Raw genomic sequence first — 21,855 nt, 5'->3', positions numbered from 1 at the left:
CTTCGGATATTTGGTCCTTGAGAGGAACTTGCATGAGACACTCCTTTTGTGGTTATTAGTAGTGTCATTAAAATTCATGCCTCGTTCCTCTCAAGTTTTTTCTACCCACCATAATTGAACTTGAGCCTTTTATATCTGCTGACTGACCCGTGTTCATTAAAGCCATCCTTAAGTAATATCCACCAATGTGTTCACCCTGTCGCTCTCCTTATCATTACGGTGTCAATACGGACTCATTACGGACAAAGTCCGTAATGAGTCCGTATTGACACCGTAATGATAAGGGGAGCCACCCCAGAAAAATGTCTTGGAGTTTCCGGCTGAACGCTGGGAACAATATGTGAAAAAGGACCGGGTGACCTACCGGCCCCTGAGAAAGCGGGACCAAAGCCCTGCCGGAAATGGCGGGGCTCTCAACTTCTTGATGGTTCGGAGAGGGAAAATCCTCTTCCCCAAGGTTAATTCAAATACGCGGAAACCCGGGAGAAATACTTGGCTCTCTTTCAAATCGAGTGGGTGATTGGCGCGTCAAATCCGGATTGAACAAGCAGCGGGTTGCCGATCTGGAGAATCGGCAAAGGCAGCATAATTGCCTTCATAAGCGGTCAGCAGGCCGCTGTGGCAAATCGGAATTTGCCACCCCTTCTTGCCCCTGATGAAAACCTGACCCACTCAGTTTGAAAGTGAGCCAAATACTTTTGGCCGTTGGCGGGGTCAGTGAATTGGTGATCCGTACCCGGCACTGATTCCCAGATGTGGTAGGTATCTGTGGGGAAATCCGGTTCGGAGAAGCGATAGATCAGGAATCCCATCACGGGGATGAGGTGGTTCCAGTCCCAGGTGAGGGTCACGGAATCGGTGGCCGGATCATGGGTGATGGCCCGGCGGGCTGGTTGAAGTCGCTGCGGCGAAATGTCTTGACAGGGCGGGGCAATAATTTTTTGCAGGTTCATGCTTATGGCATGGTAAATCTAACAAGGATACCAGATGAGGAAAGAGCAGTTCGAAGAGTTCCTGAAAGCCCACGAAAAGCGGATCTACCACTATCTGCTGACGCTTCTGGGCAACGACATGGACGCCAATGACGTCGTCCAGATGGTGTTCATATCCTTTTATGAACACATCGACCGGATCGAGGAACCCACGGCGCTTTCCTATGTTTACCGCATCGCCTACAACAAGAGCATGACCTTCCTCAAGCAGAAGAGCCGCTATGTGCCACTGGAACCTCAATCTTTCGATCATCTGCCGGACCAGAACAAAGACGAGCCCGAAGCGGATTATACGCCCCTGCACGAAGCCATCCGCGAACTGCCGCCCCGCCTGGCCAGCGTGATCCAGCTCCAATACTTTGAAAAGCTTTGCTACAAGGACATTGCGGAGCACCTGGGGATCAGCGTAAAAGCGGTGGAATCCCTGTTGGTGCGAGCCAAGAAGCAACTGCGGAAAAAATTGATGAAGGTAAACGCGGGGACAGGAGTATAGACTATGAAACTAAAATTTGGAACCGCTACGGCGCTACCACCAAGAGGAAAAGAACATGAGATGCAGCAAAGCAAGACACGACATTGAGCTCAAGCTCGACGGCGAGCTGATGCAGAGCTCTGTCCGAGCTCTGGAGCTGCATCTTGAGCATTGCCCATCCTGCCGCGAGTTCCAGGCGCGGGAGCTAAAACTCCAGCAGATGCTGGATCCCAAAGCCCAGCCTGAGTTTCCCGCCTGGCTGCACCACCAGATCATGGATCAGGCGGCCCGGCATGACAAACGGCGCCTCAGCTACAAATACCGGCTCAAACTGCAAACCGTTCCCGCTCTGCTGGCCATCGTAATGAGCCTCACCTTTGGTGCCCTGATCGGGAAATTTTCCTACGGCAAGGTGAACCCGCTTCCGGATTCCACCCAAGCCGCAGCCACCGAACTGGAAGACAATCAGCAGCTGGCGAGATTCGGAGAAAGCTCGATCCTCGACTATTCCTACATCAGCGGAGGTTCCAATGAGTAAGCGCCTGATGACGATCCTGCTGTTGGTATCTTTGGCCCTGAATGCCGGAATAATCGGCGGACTGCTGGTGATGGGCATCTTTCGCCAAAACCATCTCATCCACCATTCCTGGAACCGTCCGGAAAGCAATTATCCCCGCGAACGGGACCGCGATTATTCCAGGGTTTACGAGGACCCGGAAATCAAAGCCCTGCGGGATGCATTCAACTCCACCAAGAAAGAACTGATGCAGGAATTGGCCAAGGATCCGGTCGATGAGGCCAGGATCCATGCCATCATAGAAAGGTCCGTAAGCGCCCAAAGCGACATGGAACAGGCTCTGGGCATGCGACTACTTGAATTGAGGAAAACCATAAGCGCCGAGGAAGCGAAAGCACACTTCACCGAGCGCCTGGAAAGAATCGAAAGAATAAACAAAAGAATCCAAGACAGGAGAAATTAAAGATGAAAAAAATCATAGTTATCACCCTAGCCACCTTATTGCTCGCGGGCATGCTCTTTGCCCAGGCCAAAACTGAAGAACCCCCCGCCACCAATCCAAAACTCAAACCCCGCCTCGTTGACGACGGGACCGGAGTGGACAGGCACAAGGCAATGAACCTCACTGAAGCCCAGCAGAAGCAACTGGATGAGCTGCGCCTTTCCCATCAGAAGAACATGAATTCCATCGACGCGGAGATCAAGAACCTGCAGCTGGACATCGACAAAGCCATCAAAAACGAAGATTTCGCCACAGCCAAGAAGCTGAACCAGCAGATGCATGAAAAAAGGTTGAACAGGTCCAACGCCCAGATCAGCCACAAAGAGAACGTAATGAAAGAACTCACCGCCGAGCAGAAAAAGGTGTTCACTGAAGACTTTGGCAGGATGATGGGCTTCGAAGGCCGCATGGGCTATTACGGCCTGCACGGCGACAGGCATCCCGGCATGATGGGCAGAATGCAGGATGGGGAAAAGAACCCCATGCAGGTCTACCGCCACATGAAGCAGATGCGCAGCAGAATGCAGGATTGTGAAGATTGCGATAACCACAAAAGCAAGAACATGCCTGAAAGCAAGGCCCCCAAAGCAAAGAAATAACCATCCCCCCTCCTCAGTAAGATAGATGAGCGCCGGAACGAAAGTTCCGGCGCTTTTTGCGTCTGCTTAAATCGGTTTGAAATAGATGGGACGGAATGACTGGAAGCGGGTTTCAGCCCCGCAGGATCATTGTGATGTAGCCCTCGAGGTCCGTGAAACCGCAGGACGCGTAGAGATGCCTGGCCGCGGCGTTGTCGGCATGGACCTCCAGCTTGGCCTGCCAGCCCTGTTCCCGCGCGATCTCCAGCGCTTCCATCAGCAGCCTGCGGCCAATGCCCTTGTTTTGCTGCGCCCTGGCTACGGCCATGTGATGAATGTAGATCCGGCGAAAATCGTGGCTGAGCCAGGCCGTTCCTGCCAGGACGCCATCCAGGCTGGCCAGCAGCATGATCCCGCCGTTGTCCAGATTGTATTGGACCGAATCAAAGTCATCAGCCCGGGCGGGATTGCTGATCCCTGTTTCCAGCCAGATCGCCGTGATGTCCGCAAAAAGCTGGCGGTCAAGCTGTTGGCTGCGCCGGATGTCCAGGCTCATCGAGGCGGATAGCCCTCACGGGCGCGGAACAAGGCCGCGTGGCGGGTGAAGCGGAAAACGGTGTCGAACAGCACCACGAAATACATGTCCGGATAGCTGTCCACATGCATCAAGTAGTTGCCGTCCCAGTTGAAAAAGCTGATCTTGACCGTCTGTCCGTTGGTTTGCCCGACAGCCACTTCGCAGGCCGGGGTTCCCAATTCCTCCGGGGATGGTTTGCCTTCCTCATCCAGAACGTTGTAGGAGCCGAGCCGGGAAAGGATATTGAGGATCTTGCCCATAGTGGTGTTTCCGGCCGGAATGTCAAAATCCTCTTTGGCATCGGTGTAGCGCCAGATGCTTCCAATGCGGGTAAGTTCATAACTGTTGGCCGGATGCTGCACCCGGATGGAGAGCATCTGGTCTCCCATGAGGGTGAGAACATGAGGCGAGCGCCAGTATTCAAATTTGGGGGCATAGACGAAGGCCACCTTCTTCCTGATCTGGAAAACCTGGCTGCCCTTGGCAAAGCGGAAATAATCGAAGGGATTGCCGGGATTGGAAAACCAGGCTTCACCCCGCAGGCTGCCGCTTTCGTCAAAGACCCTGACCTGCAGGGCGCTGTTTTCCTGCAAACCGTATTGCTCGATGGCTTTCTGGCCTGAAGCAATGGGGGTCGTGGCATAAGATTCAGTGATCACGTCCGCAAAGAAGCGGCGCAGGCTTTCGGGTTCCACATTCCAGACGAAGGGCGAGCTTATTTGCCAGTTTACATCGGTCCGGGACAGGGTCAGGCTGCCTTGCGGGTCTTGGATCTCGATGCGGGCCACGGCGGTGGAATCAACCGCGAATATCGGTTTGAGGACCTCCCGACGCTTCTGAGTTTGCAGAAAGTAGGCCGCGACAACCAGCAGCGCGAGCAGAACAAGGATGAGATATATCTTGCTGTGTTTCATGCTATGCCTTGGCCCGGCTGGAACGCCCCAGGGCCAGAATTATGCCCAGCAACGCCAGAAGCAGCGTGGGAAGGAGGATGGCCGCCAGCTTGAACAGCGTGGTCAGGTTGCCAGCTGTCTTTTCCGGATCCGCTGGATTCAGGCCTTGCCTGGCCATGAATACGTCCACTCCCAGAATGTTCTGGCTTTTGCGGGGCGAGCGCAGTTTGAGCATGTCCGGCCGCTCCAGCAGATGATCGATGGCGTTGAGGACGATGAAGGCCCCGGCGCCGAAATCCATGGGCAGTTCGCTATCGCCGAAGATGATCAGCCGGGCCTCAGAACTGGTGGGATGGAAGGTGCTGTCTGTGAGTGCTTCAGTGAAGAAGCTGCGGAAAGTACCCGAAACCTCGGCCGCTACAGTGACCGGGGGCAGATTCAGATATCCCGGGTCGAGGCCCCGGTTGATGGCTTCCTCGATCTGGAAGACAGGCCCCAGCAGGGTGTTGGACCGATCGGAACTCTGCAGGACAGGCTCGAAATTGAGCTGTGAGCCGGGCAGGGAAACGATCTCCGAGGCAAAATAGAAGTAGATGTTGTCAAAGCCTTTGGTGTAGGCATAGTTGGGGTTGGGGCGGATGAGCGGGAAAAAGGGATAGGGCGTCTGGGTGCCCAAACCGGAGCCCCGGCGAACCTCGCATTCCCGGTCCAGAACAATGTTGGGCTTGATCATGACCCCGTAATGCTCCAGCAGCCGGAACAAATTGCTCTCGATCTCCACCACCGCCGTGCCCTGAGGCGTGTTGAAAACCGCCACCCGGTCCTGGGCCATGACCACCCTGCCGCCCTGCATGATATATTGGTCCAGGTGGTATAGCTGTTCAAGCTCCAAGTCCTTCACTACGCCCAGGCAGAGCATCACGGGCGTGAATTTGGGCGCGGTCATCAGATCGGTGTGGATGACCCGGTAATTTTCCATCAATTCAAGGAAGAAAGTGGCCGTCTCGTCCGGATTTGTGTTGTATTGGAACATCAGGGCCAGGGAATCGGCAAAGACCGTCAGCTCAGGCAACAATCTGTCCTGGATCTTGTTCACTTGCTTGAGGACCTGGTATTCCAGCATGCTTTCCATGCCGGGCCGCAAATACATCGAGGAAAACCTGCCGCTGCCCTCAAAACTGAGGCCGAGCACGACCGCTTTGCTGACCTGCCGGTCGTTTTCCATCGTCACCACCATGTAGGGCTGGATGTTGTTCTCGCGGGCCTGATCGATCAGGTCATCGTTGCTTCTGGCGCGCACATACTCGTAATAGAAACGGCCTCTGGACTGCCGTTCAAATTCCGCGAGCATATCCTTCGTGAGGCGGTTGAGGTTACTCAGTTCTGGCGTAAGGTCCTGGGAGGCAAATACTTTCACCACCACCCTGTCTTCCATTCCGCGCAGGGTATGTTTGGTTTGGGCGGAAAGGGAATAGGCCTTGTTTTTGCTGGCATCGAAACGCAGATAGAGAAAGCTGCCCACCACCAAGACCAGGATGGCGATGGCGATCTTGGCCGTGTAAGTTCCCAAAATTTGTCCCTGTCTGGCCATCTTAGCGCTCCTGCATCATGTTTTGCCCCTGCAGGCGCAATTCGGCCAGCAGGATGAAGATATAGGTGACCGCGGCGAAATAGAGCAGGTCGCGGGTGTCCAGCACTCCCTTGAGGAAGTTTTGCAGGTGGAAATCGAAGCCCAGATATTCGATCAGGCGAAACACCGGCCCGGGGATCAGTTCGCCGAGGCTGCCCAGCAGATAGAGGAATCCCGAGATGGCGAGGGCCGTGATAAAGGCCAGGACCTGGTTTGAAGACAGGCTGCTGGCAAAGGTCCCGATGGCGATGAAAGCCGCGCCGCTAAACAGCAGGCCCAGATAGCCCGTGGCCACGGCACCGAGGTCAATCCCCATGCCAAAGACCAGGATCAGGACCAAGAACACCAAAGTGAAACCCAGCAGGGTGCCCAACAGCATCCAGGCCGCCAGGAACTTGCCCCAGACGATGTGCCCCAGCTTGACCGGCAGGGTGGAGATCAGTTCCAAAGTCCCGTTGCTGCGCTCTTTGGCGATGCTGCCCATGGTGATGGCGGGGATATAGAAAAGAAAGAGCAGATGCATGGTCGCGAAAATGCCCCGCATTTCAGCCAGCCGCAATCTGAGTGCCGTGAGGGAAAAGAACAGCCCCACGGCCAGCAGGTAGATGGCAAAGATGATGTAGGTGCCGAGCGAGCGCAGGGACAGGCCGTATTCTTTCCTGGCGATGGTGAGGGCGGGATTCATCGTTCTTCCTCCTCTGCTTCTTCCGCGGTTTCAGGTCCGTTTCCGTCACTGCCTGAGTTTTCCGGCACGTCAGTTTCTGTATCATCCCCGGGCTCTTCGTCAGCCTCAGAACTCTCTCCAGACGGGGCTGTCAGCTCATGGAAAATGCTTTCCAGGCTTTGTTTTTCCTGATAGATGCTCACAAGCTGCCAACCCTGAGACAGCACGAAGGCGGAAAGTTCCTTGCGGATGTCCATGTCCGGCGGGGTGAGGAATTCCAGCCCGGCCACGTTGTCTGTCTGGATCATCGAATCGAGCTGCACCTCAGAGAACTGCTCCAGCCAGGGCCTGAAGTCCGGTTCCCGGGCTTCCACTTCCAAAACCAGGCGATTGAAGCCATTGATATGGGAGCCAAGGTTTTCCATTTGGTCGTCCACGATGATCCTGCCGGCGTTGATGATGATCACGCGGGAGCAGAGGGCCTGAACTTCCTGCATGATGTGGCTGGAAAGGATGACGGTCTTGGCTTTGCCCAGTTCGCGGATCAGTTCCCTGATCTCCAGGATCTGGTTGGGATCGAGCCCGCCGGTCGGTTCGTCCAGGATCAAAACCTCCGGATCGTGCAGGATCGCCTGGGCCAGTCCGGTACGCTGGCGAAAGCCCTTGGACAGGGTTTTGATCGGCTGGCGCCAGACTGGATCGAGCCCGCATTTTTCCCGCACGAACTCCAGACGTTCGGCCAGAACAGGATCTTGGAGCCGGCGCAGTTTTCCCATATAGACCAAAAACTCGCTCACACCCATCTCGTCGTAAAGCGGATTATGCTCCGGCAGATAGCCCATGCGGGCGCTGGCGGCAAGAGGATCTTGAAACACACTCTCGCCGTCAAGCTCGATCTGGCCTGCTTCCGGTTGCAGGAATCCCACCATCATGCGCATGGTGGTGGTTTTGCCAGCCCCGTTCGGGCCCAGGAAACCGACGATCTCGCCTTTATCCACGGCAAAGCTGATATCATCCACAGCCTTGATAGGGCCAAAGCTGCGGGAAAGATTCTTGATTTCGATCATTCTAAACTGTTACCTCATCATCATTTGCAGGGAAGAGTTCTGGCCTCCGGGCTCGCTGAGGGAGATCTTGTCCCCTTCCTTGAGGCCGGAGACCACCTCCACGTTCTGCAGATCGTTGGCACCCAATTGAACCGGCGTGGCCAAAGGCTGCGCCGGCAGGACGGCTTTTTTGCCTTTGGCGGCAAGGCTGTCGGTGGGGGCCATGACGTAGACTATATCCTGATTCTTGTCGTCCGTGAACACAGCCCGGATCGGGATCACGAGCACGTCCTCGCGCGATTCTCCAATGATTCTGACCGCTGCGGTCATTCCGGGCTTGGCGGTTTTGCCGGTGGCGTTGATGCTGATCTCCACGGGGAAGACTTTGGCGTTGTTTTCCATGCTGGCGGAAGGCGCGATCTTGACGATCTGGCCCGAATATTCTTCATAGGGCAGGGCGTCGAGCTTGATCTCGGCCTGCTGGCCCAGCCTGAATTTTGAGATGTCCACCTCGTTGATGTTGCTCTTGACGATCATCTTATCCAGGTCCGCGATCTTCATCACGACCGTGCCCTCGCCAAAGCTGCTGAGGCTGGATTGCACCATCTCGCCTTCGTTCACAGTGCGCTCGATCACGATTCCGGAGGCGGTGGCGTAAACGTGGGTGACCTTGCCAGGCACATCCAGGTCCCGGATCATCTCATACTGGTTCGTGGCCTGCTGAAAATCGATCTGGGCGGAGGCCAGTTCATCTTCTGCGGCCTCAAACGCTTCCCGGGAAATGTAATCGTTATCCAGCAGTATCCTCTTGTCCGCCAAATCCTTGCGCGCGTTGGCCAGGCGCAGTTCAGCCTTGCTGAGCTGGGCCTTGGTGGCGAACAGAGTGTTGGCCTGGTTGTAGTCGGGCTCGATGTCCGCGATGATCTGTCCAAAGCGCACATAGTCGTTCTCATCGGCATAGAACTTGACGATCTTGCCCGAGACCTTGGATTTGATGGCCACGACGGTCTGGGGCTGGACCTCGCCTGTGATCTCGACCTGCGAAACGATCGAGCCGCGCTCGACGGTGTGGGACTGCTCAGTGCCGAGCTTTTCCACCTGTTTGAGGGCCGCCTTGCCGCACTGGCGAAGGGCCAGGACCAGCAGCACCAATACCACCGCGATTATGACGATGATCTTCCACTTCTTACGCATAGCTTATCTTCCCGTGTGCAAATAATTGTTCCATTCCGGACACCGGATTTCAGCAAGCCTTAAATGTCAATGAAAAATGGGGGCCGGTCCCCTGGACAGGTTCGAACGGCAGCGCGATGATCGTGCGCTTGTGAATTTGACCAGCCAATCTCGCACCCGGTTTGGCAGAGAACAGGATAACAGCTCCGCGCTTCATGCCCTGCATCATGCCCCGCCAAGCCAACAGACGTCGATTCATCCACCTCCCTTCTCCTTTGACGGCCTTAATCACTTGTCTATCCACTGCCTATCACTTGTCTACAATAGACAAGTGATAGGCAGTGGATAGACAAGTGATAGGCAGGGTCAAAAGAGGGTGACCCGTCCTGAAATAGGTTGGCCAATAACCTGATTGGGTATCTGGAAACACCGATGCTGGGTCCCGGTTTTCAGGCGCAGAATTCCCGGATGTAAGTGTTGTTCAGGTCCTTATTTGTTGTCCGAGAGCAACTTGTCGATGGCCCGGGCGCTGCGGTGCCCGTCCGCGATGGCGGTGATGGCGTCAGCGGTGCGGTTGAACATGTCTCCGCCGATAAACACCTTGTTATCAGTGGTTTGGCCCCAGCGGTCGGCCTCGATGTTCCATTTGCCGAATTTGATGTTGGCCCGGGCCTCGCCTTCCATCCAGAGGAAGTTCATGCCTTGCCCGATGGCGGCGATAACCGTATCGGCCTCAAGGATTTCCCGGCTTCCTTCGATGGGGATGGGCTGGGGGCGTTTGCCATCGCCCTGGTCGACCATTTCCGCGCGGGCATAGGCCATTTGCAGCCGTTCATCCGGCAGTTCCAATAGTTCCACCGGGATGCCCTGGAAGATGAAACGGACGTTCTCTTCATGGGCTTCTTCGATCTCTTCGCGGTCCGCGGGCATGTCGACCTCGCGGCGGCGATAGAGGACCGTGACCTCGGAACCCAGGCGCAGAGCGGTTCGGGCGGCGTCCATAGCAACGTTTCCGCCGCCCACGACGACCACTTTTTGGCCCAGGGAGACCGGTACGCCTTCCGTGACGTCGCTCAGCAGCTTGAGGCCTGTGACCACGCGGGGATGGTCGTCGCCCTGGATGCCGATCCGGTAGGGTTCAAAGAGCCCGGTGCTGATGAACACGCTGTCGAAGCGCCGGTAGATCTCGTCGAAAGTGATGTCTTTGCCGATGCAGGTGTTCAGATGGAGTTTCACGCCCAGGGAGACGATGTAGTCGATATCCTTGTCCAGCTTGTCGTAGGGCAGGCGGTATTCAGGAATGCCGTAGCGCAGCATGCCTCCGGCGGCGGGTTTTTGCTCGAAAACCTCCACCTTATATCCTTGCAGGGCAAGGTAATAGGCGGCACTCAGGCCTCCGGGTCCGGCCCCGATGATGGCCACGCTTTTATCCCGGGGTATGATCTCCTGCCGCATGATCCCGCGGTATTTGGCCGCTTCCACACAATCGGACAGATAGCGTTTCAGCCAGCGAATGGAGATCGCATCGCCGCGGTGCGAAAGGGCGCAAACATCCTCGCAGCGGCGGGTGCAGACCCGGCCGCAAACTCCGGGCAGGGGATTGGTCTCATAGAGGATCTTCAGTCCTTCAGCGATGTTGTCTTCGCGGATGGCTTTGATGTAGCCGGGAATGTTCATGTGGGCGGGACAGGTGGCGGTGCAGATCCCGCATTGGATGCAGCGGTCCGCCTCGCCAATGGCCAGTTCCCGGGAATAGCCTTTGACCATTTCCACAAAGGAATTTTTCCGCTCGCCGGAGGAAAGATGCGGCATCGGAATCCTTTCCAGGGCAAGGAGTTCGAAACCTTCGGGCTTGCGGTAGCCGAGTTCTTCAGCGTCCCAGGGCTTGGGATCGTAGCCGGGAATGTAACAATAGGTTTCGCGCACATCCAGGTCCAGGCCCTCTTCCACCCAGGAATAGGCATTGCTCATGGTCAGCGAGCCCGTGGGGCAGATATCCACGCACAGCGCGCACCAGCAGCAGCGGCCATAATCCACGCGGGGCCGCAATCCGCTGTCTCCGTCTGTGGTTTCCTTGACCGGGACCATGTCGATGGTGGCATTTTGGCAGATCTCGGCGCAGGTGCCGCAACCGATGCATTTATCGATGTCATTCTGGTGGAACCCCCGGTAGCGGGGCGATCCGGGCCGTGCCTCGCTCAGGGTGTTGATGGAATAGGGCTTTTCGAAGGCGCGTTTCCAGACGTAGAAGGGGGAGAGAATGTCTCGCAGTATCATTGGCTACCTCTCAATTTCCGGGGGATAGGTGTGCAGCGAAAGCATCAGGCCATGCGTGTCGGCGATGTTGACGCCCACGGCAAGATGTTCCAACAGGGCCATGGCGTGGCAGTAGGAGGGGCCGCGGACCGTGACCTTCCTGGGAAAGGCGCTGCCGTCTGAAGCCATGAAATAGCCGTATTCTCCGCGGGTCGATTCCGCCCGCACGTAGGTCTGGCCGGCCGGAACCTTCAGGTGCAGGACATTGGGCAGCTTGAGGTGATAATCGCCTTCTCGGGGCATTTTGTTCAGGATCTGGCGGATGAGGTCGATGCTTTGGTACATTTCCCGCCAGCGTACAAGGGCGCGGGAATAGGCGTCGCAGCCGTCTTCGGTGGCCACTTCGAAATCCAACTGGTCATAGATCAGATAGGGGCTGTCTTTTCGGACGTCACGCCGGAGTCCGCTGCCCCGGGCCACGGGACCCACGGCGCCAAACTGGTCCACCATATCCGGAGTGACCACGCCCAAACCTTTGGCGCGCATCTTGAAGATGGCGTTGTTGAACATCACGTGGCGAAGCTCGCCCAGCAGTTTCTCCGCTCCGTCCAGAACCTGGTTGGTGTGTTCGACCCAGCCGGGAGGAATGTCGTCACGCACTCCGCCGGGGATCATGTACATATGGTAGATACGGGCGCCGGTCCATTCCTCGAACAGGTCCAGAACGTAATCGCGGTAGGCGATGGTCCATTGGGCCACTGTGCCCATGCCGAAAGCGCCGCTCTGGCCGCCGATCCACATTAGGAAACTGGCCAGGCGGGAAAGCTCCAAGTTCAAGGTCCGCAGCCATTTGGCGCGTTCCGGGATCTCGATGCCCAGCAGGTCTTCGACCGCGGCGGCAAAGAGGTATTCATTGGTATCCGGCTCCGGAACGCAGATGCGGCAGACGATCGGGAAGCAGTTGATATAGCGGCGGCGCTCCATCAGCTTTTCAAAGCCGCGGTGCAGATAGCCGACGTGGGTCTTGCAGTTGATGATCTGGTCGCCGCAGATGTCCAGTTCCAGGCTCATGTTGCCCGTCACGCCGGGATGCTGGGGGCCCTGCCAGATCTTCAGGTATTTCCCGCTGTCCAAGTCGTAGACCGCTTTTCCATGCACGATGGGTGGATAATCGCTGTGCATCTCAATCCTCCGGGTATAGCTGCTGTTTCATGTGTTCTTCCGGTTCATGCTGTTCGCGGGGGCGATGGGAATAGGTTTCGTCGCTGTATTTCTTGGTGTCGAAATCCCTGCGCATGACAGGAGGCCCCTGCCAGCCTTCCAGGATCATCGGTTCTTCAATTCCGGGACTGCCGGGAAAATCCAGGCCGAACATCTCATGCAGCTCGCGCTGGTAGACCCGGCCCTGTTCCCAAAGGTGATGTATAGATGCCATAACCGGTTCCTCGCGGGGCAGAAACACTTTCAGGACCAGGTCCGTGCTATCAGAATAGTTGTGCAGGATATAGGTCAGTTGGAACCGGCTTTCCTCGATCCAGTCCACGCAGGTCATCATCACCAGATGGGTATAGCCGCGCAGGCTTTTAAGATGGGTGATCAGGTTGATGGCGTGTTCGTTGGGCACAGTCAGGAAGGCGAGTTTGGGTTTGCGCTGTTCGAAATCGCTAAGATCGAAGAGGGGTTGGAGTTCTGCATATAGTTGCTTCATCTTCACCTACCAGTTGTAATCTGGCATGTTCCAGTCTTTGATGACCTGTTTCTGATTGGCTTTGTACCAGTCAAATTTCTCCGCGTAGAGGTTCTGGCCCTCCGCCCTGCCGGCCCGGATCAGTTCCTTGAGCTTGGCAAAGCCGGCCAAAACAGCTTCCGGGCGTGGCATGCAGCCGGTCACGTAGACGTCCACGGGGATGTATTCATCGATGCGCTTGATCGTGTTGTAGGAATCCCAATACATGCCGCCGTTGATCGCGCAGGAACAGACCGCAACCACGAATTTGGGGCCCTGCATTTCCTCATAGGAGCGGACAATGCGCTTGAGGGTCTTGATCGAGACATAGCCGCCGATCATGAAAACCGAGGCTTGGCGAGGCGTGGGGCGCATCTGCATGCCCAGGCGGCTGATGTCGTAGCGCGAGGAGATCAGCGGCCTCAGCTCGATCGCGCCGCAGCCTGTGCCGAAGGCCAGGATCCAGAGGCTGTTTGAGCGCGCCCAATTGAAGAATTTCTCTATGACCGCGGCGCTTTTGGGCACTGGATGTGGACGCGCGTCGCAAAACCAGTCCCGCTCCTCCTCCGGCAAGCCCGCATTGGTGAGGGTTTTGTCATCCTTGCGCCAATCCGGGTAATCCGGTTCCGGTGTGGGAGTGTTGAGATCTTTGTCTTCTGGCATCATGGCTCCTTAAAAAGTCCAGATCAGGACTGCGATGATCCCGATGAGAGTTGGGTATTTGAGGAAAAAGCGGATCGAATCCTCAGCCCGGAAACGGGGAAATGCCGCGCCCACAAAGACGCTGAACATATAGATGGCGAAGGTTTTAACGATCAGCACGGGCAGGGTCGTGGCCCCGCCGAAAAAGAGATTCATGAACAGCACCAGCTTGGCGCCGTTGAAGATTCCGCGGTTCGTGGCCAGCAGCCCTAAAAACGAGGCCTGATACTCGGATGGCGGTCCGATCGGGATCTCCTGCGGCGCGATCACCAGCGAGAAAGGATTGTACATGTTCATTCCCAGCATGGCGATCATGGCGGCGATCACTGCCAGGGGATTGGTGAACAGGGTCCAGTTCAGGATCCCACCTTGCTGGGCAGCAACGATATCGGTGATATTGAGGGTGCCGTATTGTATGGCCAGACTTATTATCGAAAGGGCGAAGGGGACCTCGAAAGCCGTCATCTGCGCCAATCCGCGGCTCACGGCGATCGCGGAATAGGGGTGGCCCCCCTCCCCCGCTCCCAGAGCCATGCCCAATTGACCGAAGAAGATGAAATACATCACCAGCAGCACGTCACCGGAAACCGAGAAGTTGCTGAAATAAACGCTCCCAAACAGCACCGGGATGAACATGTAGGTGCCGATGCCTCCGGCGATGCGGAAGACGGGGCCCAGATAGAACATGATCCCGTGGGAAACGGCGGTTCGTTTGGCATTGTTTTTGATGATGTCGATGAAGGGCTGCCAGACCGGCGGTCCCAGCCTGCCCTGCACCCGGGCAAAGATCTTGGCCACGATCCCGGTCAGGGTCAGGCCCCAAACGGTCACCACGCCAAGCGAGATAAAGGCCCAAACGATCTTTTCGATCAGGGTCAGTCCATTCAAGTTCATATCTTCACCCCCAAGAGCAGATAAAGCGTTATCAGATATAGAAATATGTGCAGCAGATAGGTCTGCCCGTTGCCGGTGTAGAGCCTGGCCATGGTTGCGGCGATGGAATAGGTCCATTCGCCGACCCCGTTCCAGAAAGCCAGAGCGCGCGGTTTCACCAGGTTTCCCAGCGCCTTGTAGTAATGTGCGAACATGTTGTAGGCAAAATGTGTGGTCCATGGTTTGAAAGGCCTTTCCGCGGCATAGACGATGTTGAACTGCTTCACCTTCTGGGTTTTGGCGTTCACCAGCAGCAGCCAGAGCAGCGGAACGATGAACACACCCATGGTCACATACATCACCAGGTTTCCGTTCCAGTAGCCGCTCAGATTGGGTGAGGCCAGATGGATGGTGTAACCGGTCCAACTCAGCCATTCAGGTTTGGCAATGTAATCTCCCACGGCCAGTGACAGCGGTTTGGTAAGCAGATTGGGAAACAGGGAGAAGACCATAATCGCCATGATGAACACGCCCTGCGGGATGATGTACCAGATGGGCGCTTCCTTCACCTGGGACTGGTTTGGCTTGGCCTGGCCGAGAAAGACTGTGTGGATCAGCTTGTAGAGATAGAGGAAGGCCACGGCGGAGGCAAAGAAAGCAACTCCGGCCTCGAGATAGCGTCCGCTTTCCAGCAGCGAGGTGTAAACGAACCATTTGGAGCCGAATCCCGTCAGCGGCGGCACTCCCGAAACGGCTATGATGCCCATCAGCACGCTGATGAAGGAGATGGGCATCTTCTTGATCAGGCCTCCCAGCTCATACATGTTGCGGGTGCCGGTGCGCAGGAAAACTCCAGCCATGGCCATGAAGATCAGACCCTTGAAGAGCATGTGGGTGACTGTCAGGTAGAGCGCGGAAACCCAGCCCAGATGAGTCATCAGGGAAAGCCCGGCCACGATGTATCCCAGCTGGCTCATGCTGGAATAGGCCAGCAACCGTTTGGCGTCTTCTTCAAACACCGCCATCAGGGCTCCGGCCAGGGCGGTCAAAACCCCGATCCAACCCAGGATTACGGGCAGATAGCCGTGTTCCGCTAGGACGCGCATGCCCAGGGGCAGGAACAATACCATTCCGAAGATCCCGGCTTTGGAAAGCACTGACGAGATCAGGGATGTGGTCTCATCCTCTGCCTCTGCATAGGCTCCGGGCAACCAGACATGAACTCCCAGCGCGCCGATCTTCACCAGAAAGCCCAGCATGATCAGGATCAGGGGCAGCATCCCGATGCTGAGGAAATTGCTGGTCCAGAGCAGAGAACTGCACATGGGATAGTTCAGAGGCATCAAAACCAGGCCGCTAAGGATCAGATAGGCCGCGCCCAGGGAAAACAAAATGTAGTTGAGAGCTGGCTTTTCCGCCTGTTTGCCCCGTAGGATCAGCAGGTACGAGGAGACGGTCATGAATTCCCAGGAGAGGAAGAAATCAAGTTTGGTGCTTGCCAGCAGGATGTTTCCCAAGGATAGCACCAGCATCACCAGGAGCGGGAAAAGCCCTTCGGCTGTGCCTTTGCGGTTCATAAAGGCAAAGATCTGCACGATCGCTCCGCCCATAAGGATCAGGGCAAAGATCTTTCCCATCAATGGAATTCCCGGCCAGATCCCGAACCAGGAATAGGCCGCCAGAAGAACGATCGCCAAAGCCCCTTTCAGCTTCACCGGCAGGAAATCCAGCATCCAGAACAAGAACAGCCCCAGCGCGGGAAAGAGTATGTACAGCGGCAGTTGCAGGATTTGTATGAAAACATAGAAGGTTCCCATAACAAGGAAACCGACAGCTCCGGTCAGGGCAAGATATTGGTGCACAGACTGTTTGGGCTCCTCCGCGGATTTGCCTTTGACCACCAGGCCCAGCCAGCGGAACAGATACACCGCCTCAAACAAAGATCCCAAAAGCACGGCTGCGAGCCAGTAGGGCTGGCTGGACTGGGCCAGTGAACTGACCAGAAACCATTTGCCAAAGAAGGAAGGGAAAGGCGGCAGGCCGGACAGGGCGATGATGAAGATGCCAAAACTGACCAGCAGGGTCTTGTTTTGCCTGATCGCCGCCCAGGCAGCCAGGCCTTGCTTTTCCACCACCTCGGAAAGCCAGAACAGGCCGCTTTTGGCCAAAACATTGGTCAATAGCAGGAAAAAGGCCACCAGCAGCGTGTACTCCTCCGCAAAGCCAAGACTGCTTAGCCCATACAGCACAAAGACCAGCAGGCCGGTCTGGGCGACCGAAGAATAGCCCAGCAGGCGTTTGGAGTCGGTCTGCCTGATACCCAGCAGGTTGGAAAGCACGAAACTTGCCAGCCCCGCGATGGCCACCAGGGTGACCAGATTCGAAGGCAGGACGGGCAGCAGCTTGTACATCAGGTAGAGCAGGGCGGTACTGTGGATGCCGGAAAAAACCGCGCCCATGCTCCCATGCACGCTTTGATACACATCCAGCGCCCAACCATTTGCTGGAAAAGGCTTCAGGTCGATGAACAGCGCCATCATGATCAGGAATACTGCCACCTGATACGCAGGAGCGGGGATCTGCCCCAGGGCGATCCAGGAGTCGATGTTCAAGGTGCCGGTATGATGATAGGCAAAGATGATCCCGATCAGCAGGATGAAGCTCGATATTCCACCGGCCATCATGTATTTGATCCCGGCGGCCAGGGAGTTTTTGGTCTGCCGGATCGCGATCAGGGCATAACCCGCTATGGAGAGGATCTCCAGGAAAACAAAGGCATTGAAGATGTCCCGGGTGAGGATCAGTCCGTTGGCGCCCAGCAAAACCAACAAAAACAGGGCCATGGGCTGGGCCCCGTCCTGGGAAAATCTGCGCGCGAGGCTGATCCCGCCCAGAAGTCCCAATAAGTTGACCAGGCCGACCAGCACTGCCTCTTTGAGCCCGAAAGCGAGGGCGATGGACAACGGAGGCCTGAATCCCGCGGTGAAAAATGTGCTCGCGAGGGCCGAATCCTGGTTCAATTCGAACAAGCGCCACGCGGCCAGGCCCACAACAGCGACCAGGGCAGCGTAAACGAAGCCCAGAGAGAGTTTGCGGCTGACCTTGTCCACCAGGGCGACGGCGAAGGCGGCAGCCAGGAAAACCGCGATCAGATAGAGGGGATTCACCATTTCTGCTCCTCATAGTCGTCAATGTTGGTGCTTTTGCCGAGTTTGTTCAGCCGCACGGCATAGGCCAGCATCAGTCCTGTCACGGCCAGCCCGATCACGATCGCAGTCAGCACCAGCGCCGAGGGGACCGGATCGACCACTTTGCCCACCGCTTCCAGCCCCGCCTGGGCTGGAGCGGCAGAACTCACGGCCGCGTCGATGATCGGAGCGGTTTTGCCCTTTACATAGCCGACCGCCACGATGAGCAGATGCACCCCGGTATCCACGATGGTAAACCCGATTATCATGCGGATCAGGTCCTTGCGGGAAAGGATCGCCCAAACGCCGATGACTACGAGCAGCGAGCCAAAAATCAGCATTGTCATTGCTCACCTCCGTCGTCCTGAATCGAGCTGAGGACGCTCGCGAGTTCGCTGCCGACCTTGACCCCGATCAGGCTATAAATGATCGGAACGGCCCCCGCGGAAAACAGGGCCAGATATCTCCCTGCCAGAAGATAGCGCGGATCCAGATAATGATTGGCGCCCAGAAGCAGCAGTCCCAACAGCCCCAACAGGACGTAGACTATCCCGGAAAGCGATTCGCTCAGGTGCAGGAGCAGATGCGAAAGGCGGAATTCGGTCTCGGCCAGGAAGATCAGCAATATGCCTGATGCGATCACCACGCCGCCCTGAAAACCGCCGCCCGGGCTCAGATGCCCGTGGGTGAAGATATAGATGCCAAGGATCGCGATCAACGGCGTCAACAACCTAGCCCCGGTCTGCAGGATCTCGCTGCCGGGAGTGCGTTTATCCGGCTGTTTGCTCTTTCTGCGCCGGAGGAAATAGCCGATCCCCGCCGTGGCCAGAAACAGCACAGTGACCTCGCCCAAGGTATCCAGGCCGCGGTAGGTGACCACAACCGAGGTCACGACATTGGGCACGTTCAGGTCGGCCGCGGAGCCGCGCACATATTCAGCGGCCAGAGGATTGAGTTCCTGAGGCTGGGCAAAATCCCGCACCAGCGGAAACAGCACCCAGGCAAAACCGATTATGGCCACGAAGATCAGAAGGTATTTAATCATCTTTGCCGCCTTTGGAAGCGCGGATATGCTTCAGGGCGTAGAGGAAGATGACGGTGGTGAGCCCCGCTCCGATGGTCGCTTCCGTCATGGCCACATCCGGCGAGCCCATGATCAAAAACATTATCGAGGCCATCAGGCTGATCACTCCGGAGGCGATCACCGCGCTCACTATCCTTTTGGCATGGATGGCAAAAACTGCCGCCACCACGCTGATCAGGCCCAAAACTATCAAAGCCGCTGTTTCAAACATTGCAATCCTCCCCTCCCCCGTCTGGTTCGGGAATTTCCTGCACCAATTCGTCCCGCACGCTGCGCTCCGTGAGTTTGATCCCCATGCGGTGCGCGGCCCGGGAAAGCGCGTGCGAACTGATCGGATTGGTGAAGATGATGAAGATTATCAGCAGGACCAGGCGTGGTAGCCAGTGGGGCAGGATGATCCCGATCCCGGCCAAAGTCAGCATCGTACCCAGGGTCGTGGCTTTGGTGCCAGCCTGCATGCGGTTGTAGACATCCGGCATCCGCAGGACCCCCAGGCTTCCCAGAAACAGTAAGATGGACCCCAGCAGGGTGATTATTGCTCCCAGAATCTGCATCAGATCCCCCTTTCCAGATAACGCGCCACCGCGATCCCGCCCAGAAAACTGAGCAGGGCGTAGACCAGCGCCACGTCCAGATAGATGTTCCGGCCGGCGCTTACGGCCAGCAGCACGATCAACGAAATCCCCACCACCGTCATCGTATCCAGAGCCACCATCCTGTCCACGCAGGTGGGGCCTTTCAAAAAGCGGAGGAATGAGGTCAGCAGGGCCAACAGGATCACGTAGAAAGAGACCGACAGGAGGGTAAGGACCATGTTATCCAAAGATCACCTCCAGATATTTCTCAAAACCGCTCACGATGCGCTTTGTAGCCGATTCCGCATCTTCTTCCCGGATGTCGATCCAGTGGATATAGAGGTCTTCGCCTTCGGTTTCCACAGTCATGGTTCCCGGCGTCAGGGTGATTGAATTGGCCAGAACGATCCTGCCCAGAGGTGTTTTCAGCCTGGTTTTCACCTTCACGATGCCTGGATTGATCGGCAGAGACGGCGAAACGACGCGGCGCGCCACATCCAGCGTGCTTTTCACCAGCGCGATTAGGAAAACCGCCAGATAGACTGGCAGATAAAACAGGGCCTTGGGATTGAGGCGGATCCCCTGCAAAACTTCCAGCCGGGGCAAAATGACCAGGCTCACCAGCACGGAAACTATCGCCGCGGCCAGCAATTCGTGGGGATCCGTTCCCGCCAGCAGCAGCCAGAGGCAGAAGAGGGTGGCCACGCTGAGCAGAAAAGCTTTGAGCTTTTGCATATAACCTCACAACAACGTCAAATATTGTAATAGGGGAATATCTTCAGGCAAATCAAACGCTGTTGCTTATAAAACAAGGCCTTGATATCTGTCAAGCAGGAATTTTGCTTCCCCGCCCCAACGCGATATTTTCATTGACAAATACTGCCCTCCGCCGCATACTGATATTTAGAATCGATCTCTTTACCCTGGGAGGCGGCCATGAACATAGCCTATCATTATTTCGCCACCAAGACCCTTGCCGTGCTGGCCGGTTTTTCCGAGCCCGAGGCCCATATCATCGCCTACGCCTGCCAATACGTTGATGAGGCCCAGGAGTCTGAACCGATCACCATCTATGGCCTGCCTGAGCCAAGCTTTGAGCGCATGAAAAAGGACGAGCTTGATCCCACCTGCACTGGGCACAAAGGCCTCCTGAACATCCTCTACAACTTCGACGACGTGCGCAGAAAGGTGCTGCTGCCCTTCCATTTCATGCCCGCGGGCTGGAACGCAGCCCACACCAGCTTCAATTATCTCACCAAAGCCGAATCCCCTCCGGCCCTGGAACTTGTCCGCCTGGCCCTGCAAAAACTCAGGACCACAGCGGCCGGCAGCCCGTTCCGGGATCTGGAACTGATACGGCTCGGCGTGGCGCTGCACACCTATGAGGACACTTTTGCCCACCAGAATTTCTCCGCCCGTAATTCCAAACAGGACAATGCCGTCAAAAACCCCCAGATCAGGGTCAACGGAAGGGTCAGAAAACTCCCCGCCATCTTCGTCATCACAGGCTTTTTGGGCTATTCCATCGGTCACGGGCTGATCGGCACTTTTCCCGATCGATTCAATACCAGGATCAACTACTTCGACGGACGGGGCAAAAGCGTCTCCGTCAACACCTCAACCCGCTTCAAAACTGCCTCCAGGCAGGTTTACAGCCTCCTGCGCGAGTATACCCAGGCCCCGGACGATTGGGACCAGATCTGGCCCCGCTACAAGCATTGCCAGAACAGGGACCAAAGCAGCCGCTCCGAGATCAGGAAGACCTTCTCGACAGTCTATCCGGAGATCGATTACCAATATCATAGCCTCAGTTGGCGCCACAGAGCAATAAAGCCCTACCAACCCGGAACTTATGTGTTCAATGGCGACCTGAAGTGGATCCATTTCCACCACGCCGCCTGGGACCAACGCCAATACGTGCTTTCCTTCCTGCCCTAACTGTAACTGTAATATAATGACATACAATTAGTTAAGGCGCTCTTTCGCCCTTCATCCCCTGCGTCGCCCTCATTATCATTACGCTATCAATACGGACTCATTACGGACTTTGTCCGTAATGAGTCCGTATTGACACCGTATTGATAAGGGGAGCCATGGGTGTCCGGGTCAGGTTTTCATCGGGCAAGAAGGGGTGGCAAATTCCGATTTGCCACAGCGGTCACAGACCGCTTCTGAAGGCAGCCGTGCTGCCTTTGCCGATTCTCAAGATCGGCAACCCGCTGCTTGTTCAATCCGGATTTGACGCGCCAATCACCCGCTCGATTTGAAAGAGAGCCATGGATAATACAGAGTTTACATTCATATGTCATAAATAGAGATAGCTGCAGTGACTCAAAGATGCTACTGTATCGTCATCCAACGCCTCAAAGACACAGACCATTTGATCCATCATTTGCTTGAGCGAATC

Annotated in this window: 25 protein-coding genes; 5 read left to right on the top strand and 20 right to left on the bottom strand. The window is 56.2% G+C overall.

What is annotated here, in order from left to right; all coding sequences use genetic code 11:
* Window positions 1–605: 605 nt before the first annotated feature.
* Entirely contained in the window at window positions 606–953 is a 348-nt protein-coding gene (locus K0B87_05300) for a hypothetical protein (protein ID MBW6514154.1), read from the bottom strand.
* A gap of 34 nt (window positions 954–987) precedes the next feature.
* Here K0B87_05300 and K0B87_05295 point away from each other — a divergent pair, with 34 nt between their 5' ends.
* From K0B87_05295 to K0B87_05280, 4 genes are read left to right on the top strand one after another with little or no spacing between them, the layout of a single operon-like run.
* Window positions 988–1,485 (top strand): sigma-70 family RNA polymerase sigma factor, encoded by a 498-nt coding sequence (locus tag K0B87_05295; GenBank protein ID MBW6514153.1) that lies wholly within the window; start codon window positions 988–990, stop codon window positions 1,483–1,485.
* Window positions 1,486–1,540: 55 nt separating this feature from the next.
* On the top strand, window positions 1,541–2,002 hold the full coding sequence (locus tag K0B87_05290) for a zf-HC2 domain-containing protein (protein MBW6514152.1): 462 nt from the start codon (window positions 1,541–1,543) through the stop codon (window positions 2,000–2,002).
* Window positions 1,995–2,444, top strand: a complete 450-nt coding sequence (locus K0B87_05285; protein ID MBW6514151.1) for a periplasmic heavy metal sensor — start codon at window positions 1,995–1,997, stop codon at window positions 2,442–2,444. Before K0B87_05290 ends, K0B87_05285 begins: the two co-directional genes overlap by 8 nt.
* 2 nt (window positions 2,445–2,446) lie before the next feature.
* Window positions 2,447–3,082: a Spy/CpxP family protein refolding chaperone gene (locus K0B87_05280; GenBank protein MBW6514150.1), complete on the top strand. Its 636-nt coding sequence runs from the start codon at window positions 2,447–2,449 to the stop codon at window positions 3,080–3,082.
* A gap of 112 nt (window positions 3,083–3,194) precedes the next feature.
* On the opposite strand, the gene K0B87_05275 is transcribed toward K0B87_05280, so the two are convergent.
* The 19 genes from K0B87_05275 to K0B87_05185 all read right to left on the bottom strand — a co-directional run bounded on the left by K0B87_05275 (window position 3,195) and on the right by K0B87_05185 (window position 20,183).
* Complete coding sequence (locus K0B87_05275; GenBank protein ID MBW6514149.1) at window positions 3,195–3,617, bottom strand: GNAT family N-acetyltransferase; 423 nt, start codon at window positions 3,615–3,617, stop codon at window positions 3,195–3,197.
* Complete coding sequence (locus K0B87_05270; GenBank protein ID MBW6514148.1) at window positions 3,614–4,552, bottom strand: DUF4340 domain-containing protein; 939 nt, start codon at window positions 4,550–4,552, stop codon at window positions 3,614–3,616. Before K0B87_05270 ends, K0B87_05275 begins: the two co-directional genes overlap by 4 nt.
* A gap of 1 nt (window position 4,553) precedes the next feature.
* Complete coding sequence (locus tag K0B87_05265) at window positions 4,554–6,122, bottom strand: GldG family protein (GenBank protein ID MBW6514147.1); 1,569 nt, start codon at window positions 6,120–6,122, stop codon at window positions 4,554–4,556.
* 1 nt (window position 6,123) lies between these two features.
* On the bottom strand, window positions 6,124–6,846 hold the full coding sequence (locus tag K0B87_05260) for an ABC transporter permease subunit (protein MBW6514146.1): 723 nt from the start codon (window positions 6,844–6,846) through the stop codon (window positions 6,124–6,126).
* Window positions 6,843–7,892: an ATP-binding cassette domain-containing protein gene (locus K0B87_05255; protein MBW6514145.1), complete on the bottom strand. Its 1,050-nt coding sequence runs from the start codon at window positions 7,890–7,892 to the stop codon at window positions 6,843–6,845. The genes K0B87_05260 and K0B87_05255 overlap by 4 nt, the downstream gene beginning before the upstream one ends.
* Window positions 7,893–7,901: 9 nt before the next feature.
* On the bottom strand, window positions 7,902–9,065 hold the full coding sequence (locus tag K0B87_05250) for an efflux RND transporter periplasmic adaptor subunit (GenBank protein ID MBW6514144.1): 1,164 nt from the start codon (window positions 9,063–9,065) through the stop codon (window positions 7,902–7,904).
* Between the two features lie 49 nt (window positions 9,066–9,114).
* A complete protein-coding gene (locus K0B87_05245) occupies window positions 9,115–9,303 on the bottom strand; it encodes a hypothetical protein (protein ID MBW6514143.1) in 189 nt (62 codons plus the stop codon).
* 230 nt (window positions 9,304–9,533) lie between these two features.
* Complete coding sequence (locus tag K0B87_05240; protein MBW6514142.1) at window positions 9,534–11,321, bottom strand: FAD-dependent oxidoreductase; 1,788 nt, start codon at window positions 11,319–11,321, stop codon at window positions 9,534–9,536.
* Window positions 11,322–11,324: 3 nt separating this feature from the next.
* The gene (locus K0B87_05235; GenBank protein ID MBW6514141.1) at window positions 11,325–12,482 is read right to left on the bottom strand and encodes an NADH-quinone oxidoreductase subunit D; all 1,158 of its coding nucleotides are present in this window, start codon (window positions 12,480–12,482) and stop codon (window positions 11,325–11,327) included.
* A 1-nt stretch (window position 12,483) separates the two neighbouring features.
* The gene (locus K0B87_05230) at window positions 12,484–13,008 is read right to left on the bottom strand and encodes an NADH-quinone oxidoreductase subunit C (protein ID MBW6514140.1); all 525 of its coding nucleotides are present in this window, start codon (window positions 13,006–13,008) and stop codon (window positions 12,484–12,486) included.
* A 6-nt stretch (window positions 13,009–13,014) separates the two neighbouring features.
* Complete coding sequence (nuoB, locus tag K0B87_05225) at window positions 13,015–13,689, bottom strand: NADH-quinone oxidoreductase subunit NuoB (protein MBW6514139.1); 675 nt, start codon at window positions 13,687–13,689, stop codon at window positions 13,015–13,017.
* A gap of 9 nt (window positions 13,690–13,698) precedes the next feature.
* A complete protein-coding gene (locus K0B87_05220) occupies window positions 13,699–14,622 on the bottom strand; it encodes an NADH-quinone oxidoreductase subunit H (protein MBW6514138.1) in 924 nt (307 codons plus the stop codon).
* Window positions 14,619–17,771: an NADH-quinone oxidoreductase subunit F gene (locus K0B87_05215; protein ID MBW6514137.1), complete on the bottom strand. Its 3,153-nt coding sequence runs from the start codon at window positions 17,769–17,771 to the stop codon at window positions 14,619–14,621. Before K0B87_05215 ends, K0B87_05220 begins: the two co-directional genes overlap by 4 nt.
* Window positions 17,765–18,136, bottom strand: coding sequence for a sodium:proton antiporter (locus tag K0B87_05210; protein MBW6514136.1), 372 nt, complete (start codon window positions 18,134–18,136; stop codon window positions 17,765–17,767). The genes K0B87_05215 and K0B87_05210 overlap by 7 nt, the downstream gene beginning before the upstream one ends.
* Window positions 18,133–18,834 carry a sodium:proton antiporter gene (locus K0B87_05205; protein ID MBW6514135.1) on the bottom strand — a complete coding sequence of 234 codons (702 nt, stop codon included), beginning with the start codon at window positions 18,832–18,834 and terminating at the stop codon, window positions 18,133–18,135. Before K0B87_05205 ends, K0B87_05210 begins: the two co-directional genes overlap by 4 nt.
* The gene (locus K0B87_05200; protein MBW6514134.1) at window positions 18,827–19,084 is read right to left on the bottom strand and encodes a DUF4040 domain-containing protein; all 258 of its coding nucleotides are present in this window, start codon (window positions 19,082–19,084) and stop codon (window positions 18,827–18,829) included. The genes K0B87_05205 and K0B87_05200 overlap by 8 nt, the downstream gene beginning before the upstream one ends.
* Window positions 19,077–19,427 (bottom strand): monovalent cation/H(+) antiporter subunit G, encoded by a 351-nt coding sequence (gene mnhG, locus K0B87_05195; GenBank protein ID MBW6514133.1) that lies wholly within the window; start codon window positions 19,425–19,427, stop codon window positions 19,077–19,079. Before mnhG ends, K0B87_05200 begins: the two co-directional genes overlap by 8 nt.
* A complete protein-coding gene (locus K0B87_05190) occupies window positions 19,427–19,687 on the bottom strand; it encodes a cation:proton antiporter (protein MBW6514132.1) in 261 nt (86 codons plus the stop codon). Before K0B87_05190 ends, mnhG begins: the two co-directional genes overlap by 1 nt.
* Window position 19,688: 1 nt before the next feature.
* Window positions 19,689–20,183, bottom strand: coding sequence for a Na+/H+ antiporter subunit E (locus tag K0B87_05185; protein ID MBW6514131.1), 495 nt, complete (start codon window positions 20,181–20,183; stop codon window positions 19,689–19,691).
* 201 nt (window positions 20,184–20,384) lie between these two features.
* On the opposite strand from K0B87_05185, the gene K0B87_05180 reads away from it, so the two are divergent.
* The gene (locus K0B87_05180; GenBank protein ID MBW6514130.1) at window positions 20,385–21,386 is read left to right on the top strand and encodes a hypothetical protein; all 1,002 of its coding nucleotides are present in this window, start codon (window positions 20,385–20,387) and stop codon (window positions 21,384–21,386) included.
* The last annotated feature ends 469 nt before the right edge of the window (window positions 21,387–21,855 follow it).

Origin of the sequence: Candidatus Syntrophosphaera sp. (genome assembly GCA_019429425.1) — a bacterium.
Classification (GTDB): Bacteria; Cloacimonadota; Cloacimonadia; order Cloacimonadales; family Cloacimonadaceae; genus Syntrophosphaera.
Note: the sequence above shows the minus strand (reverse complement) of the source record. Positions and strands in the feature narration are given on the sequence as shown.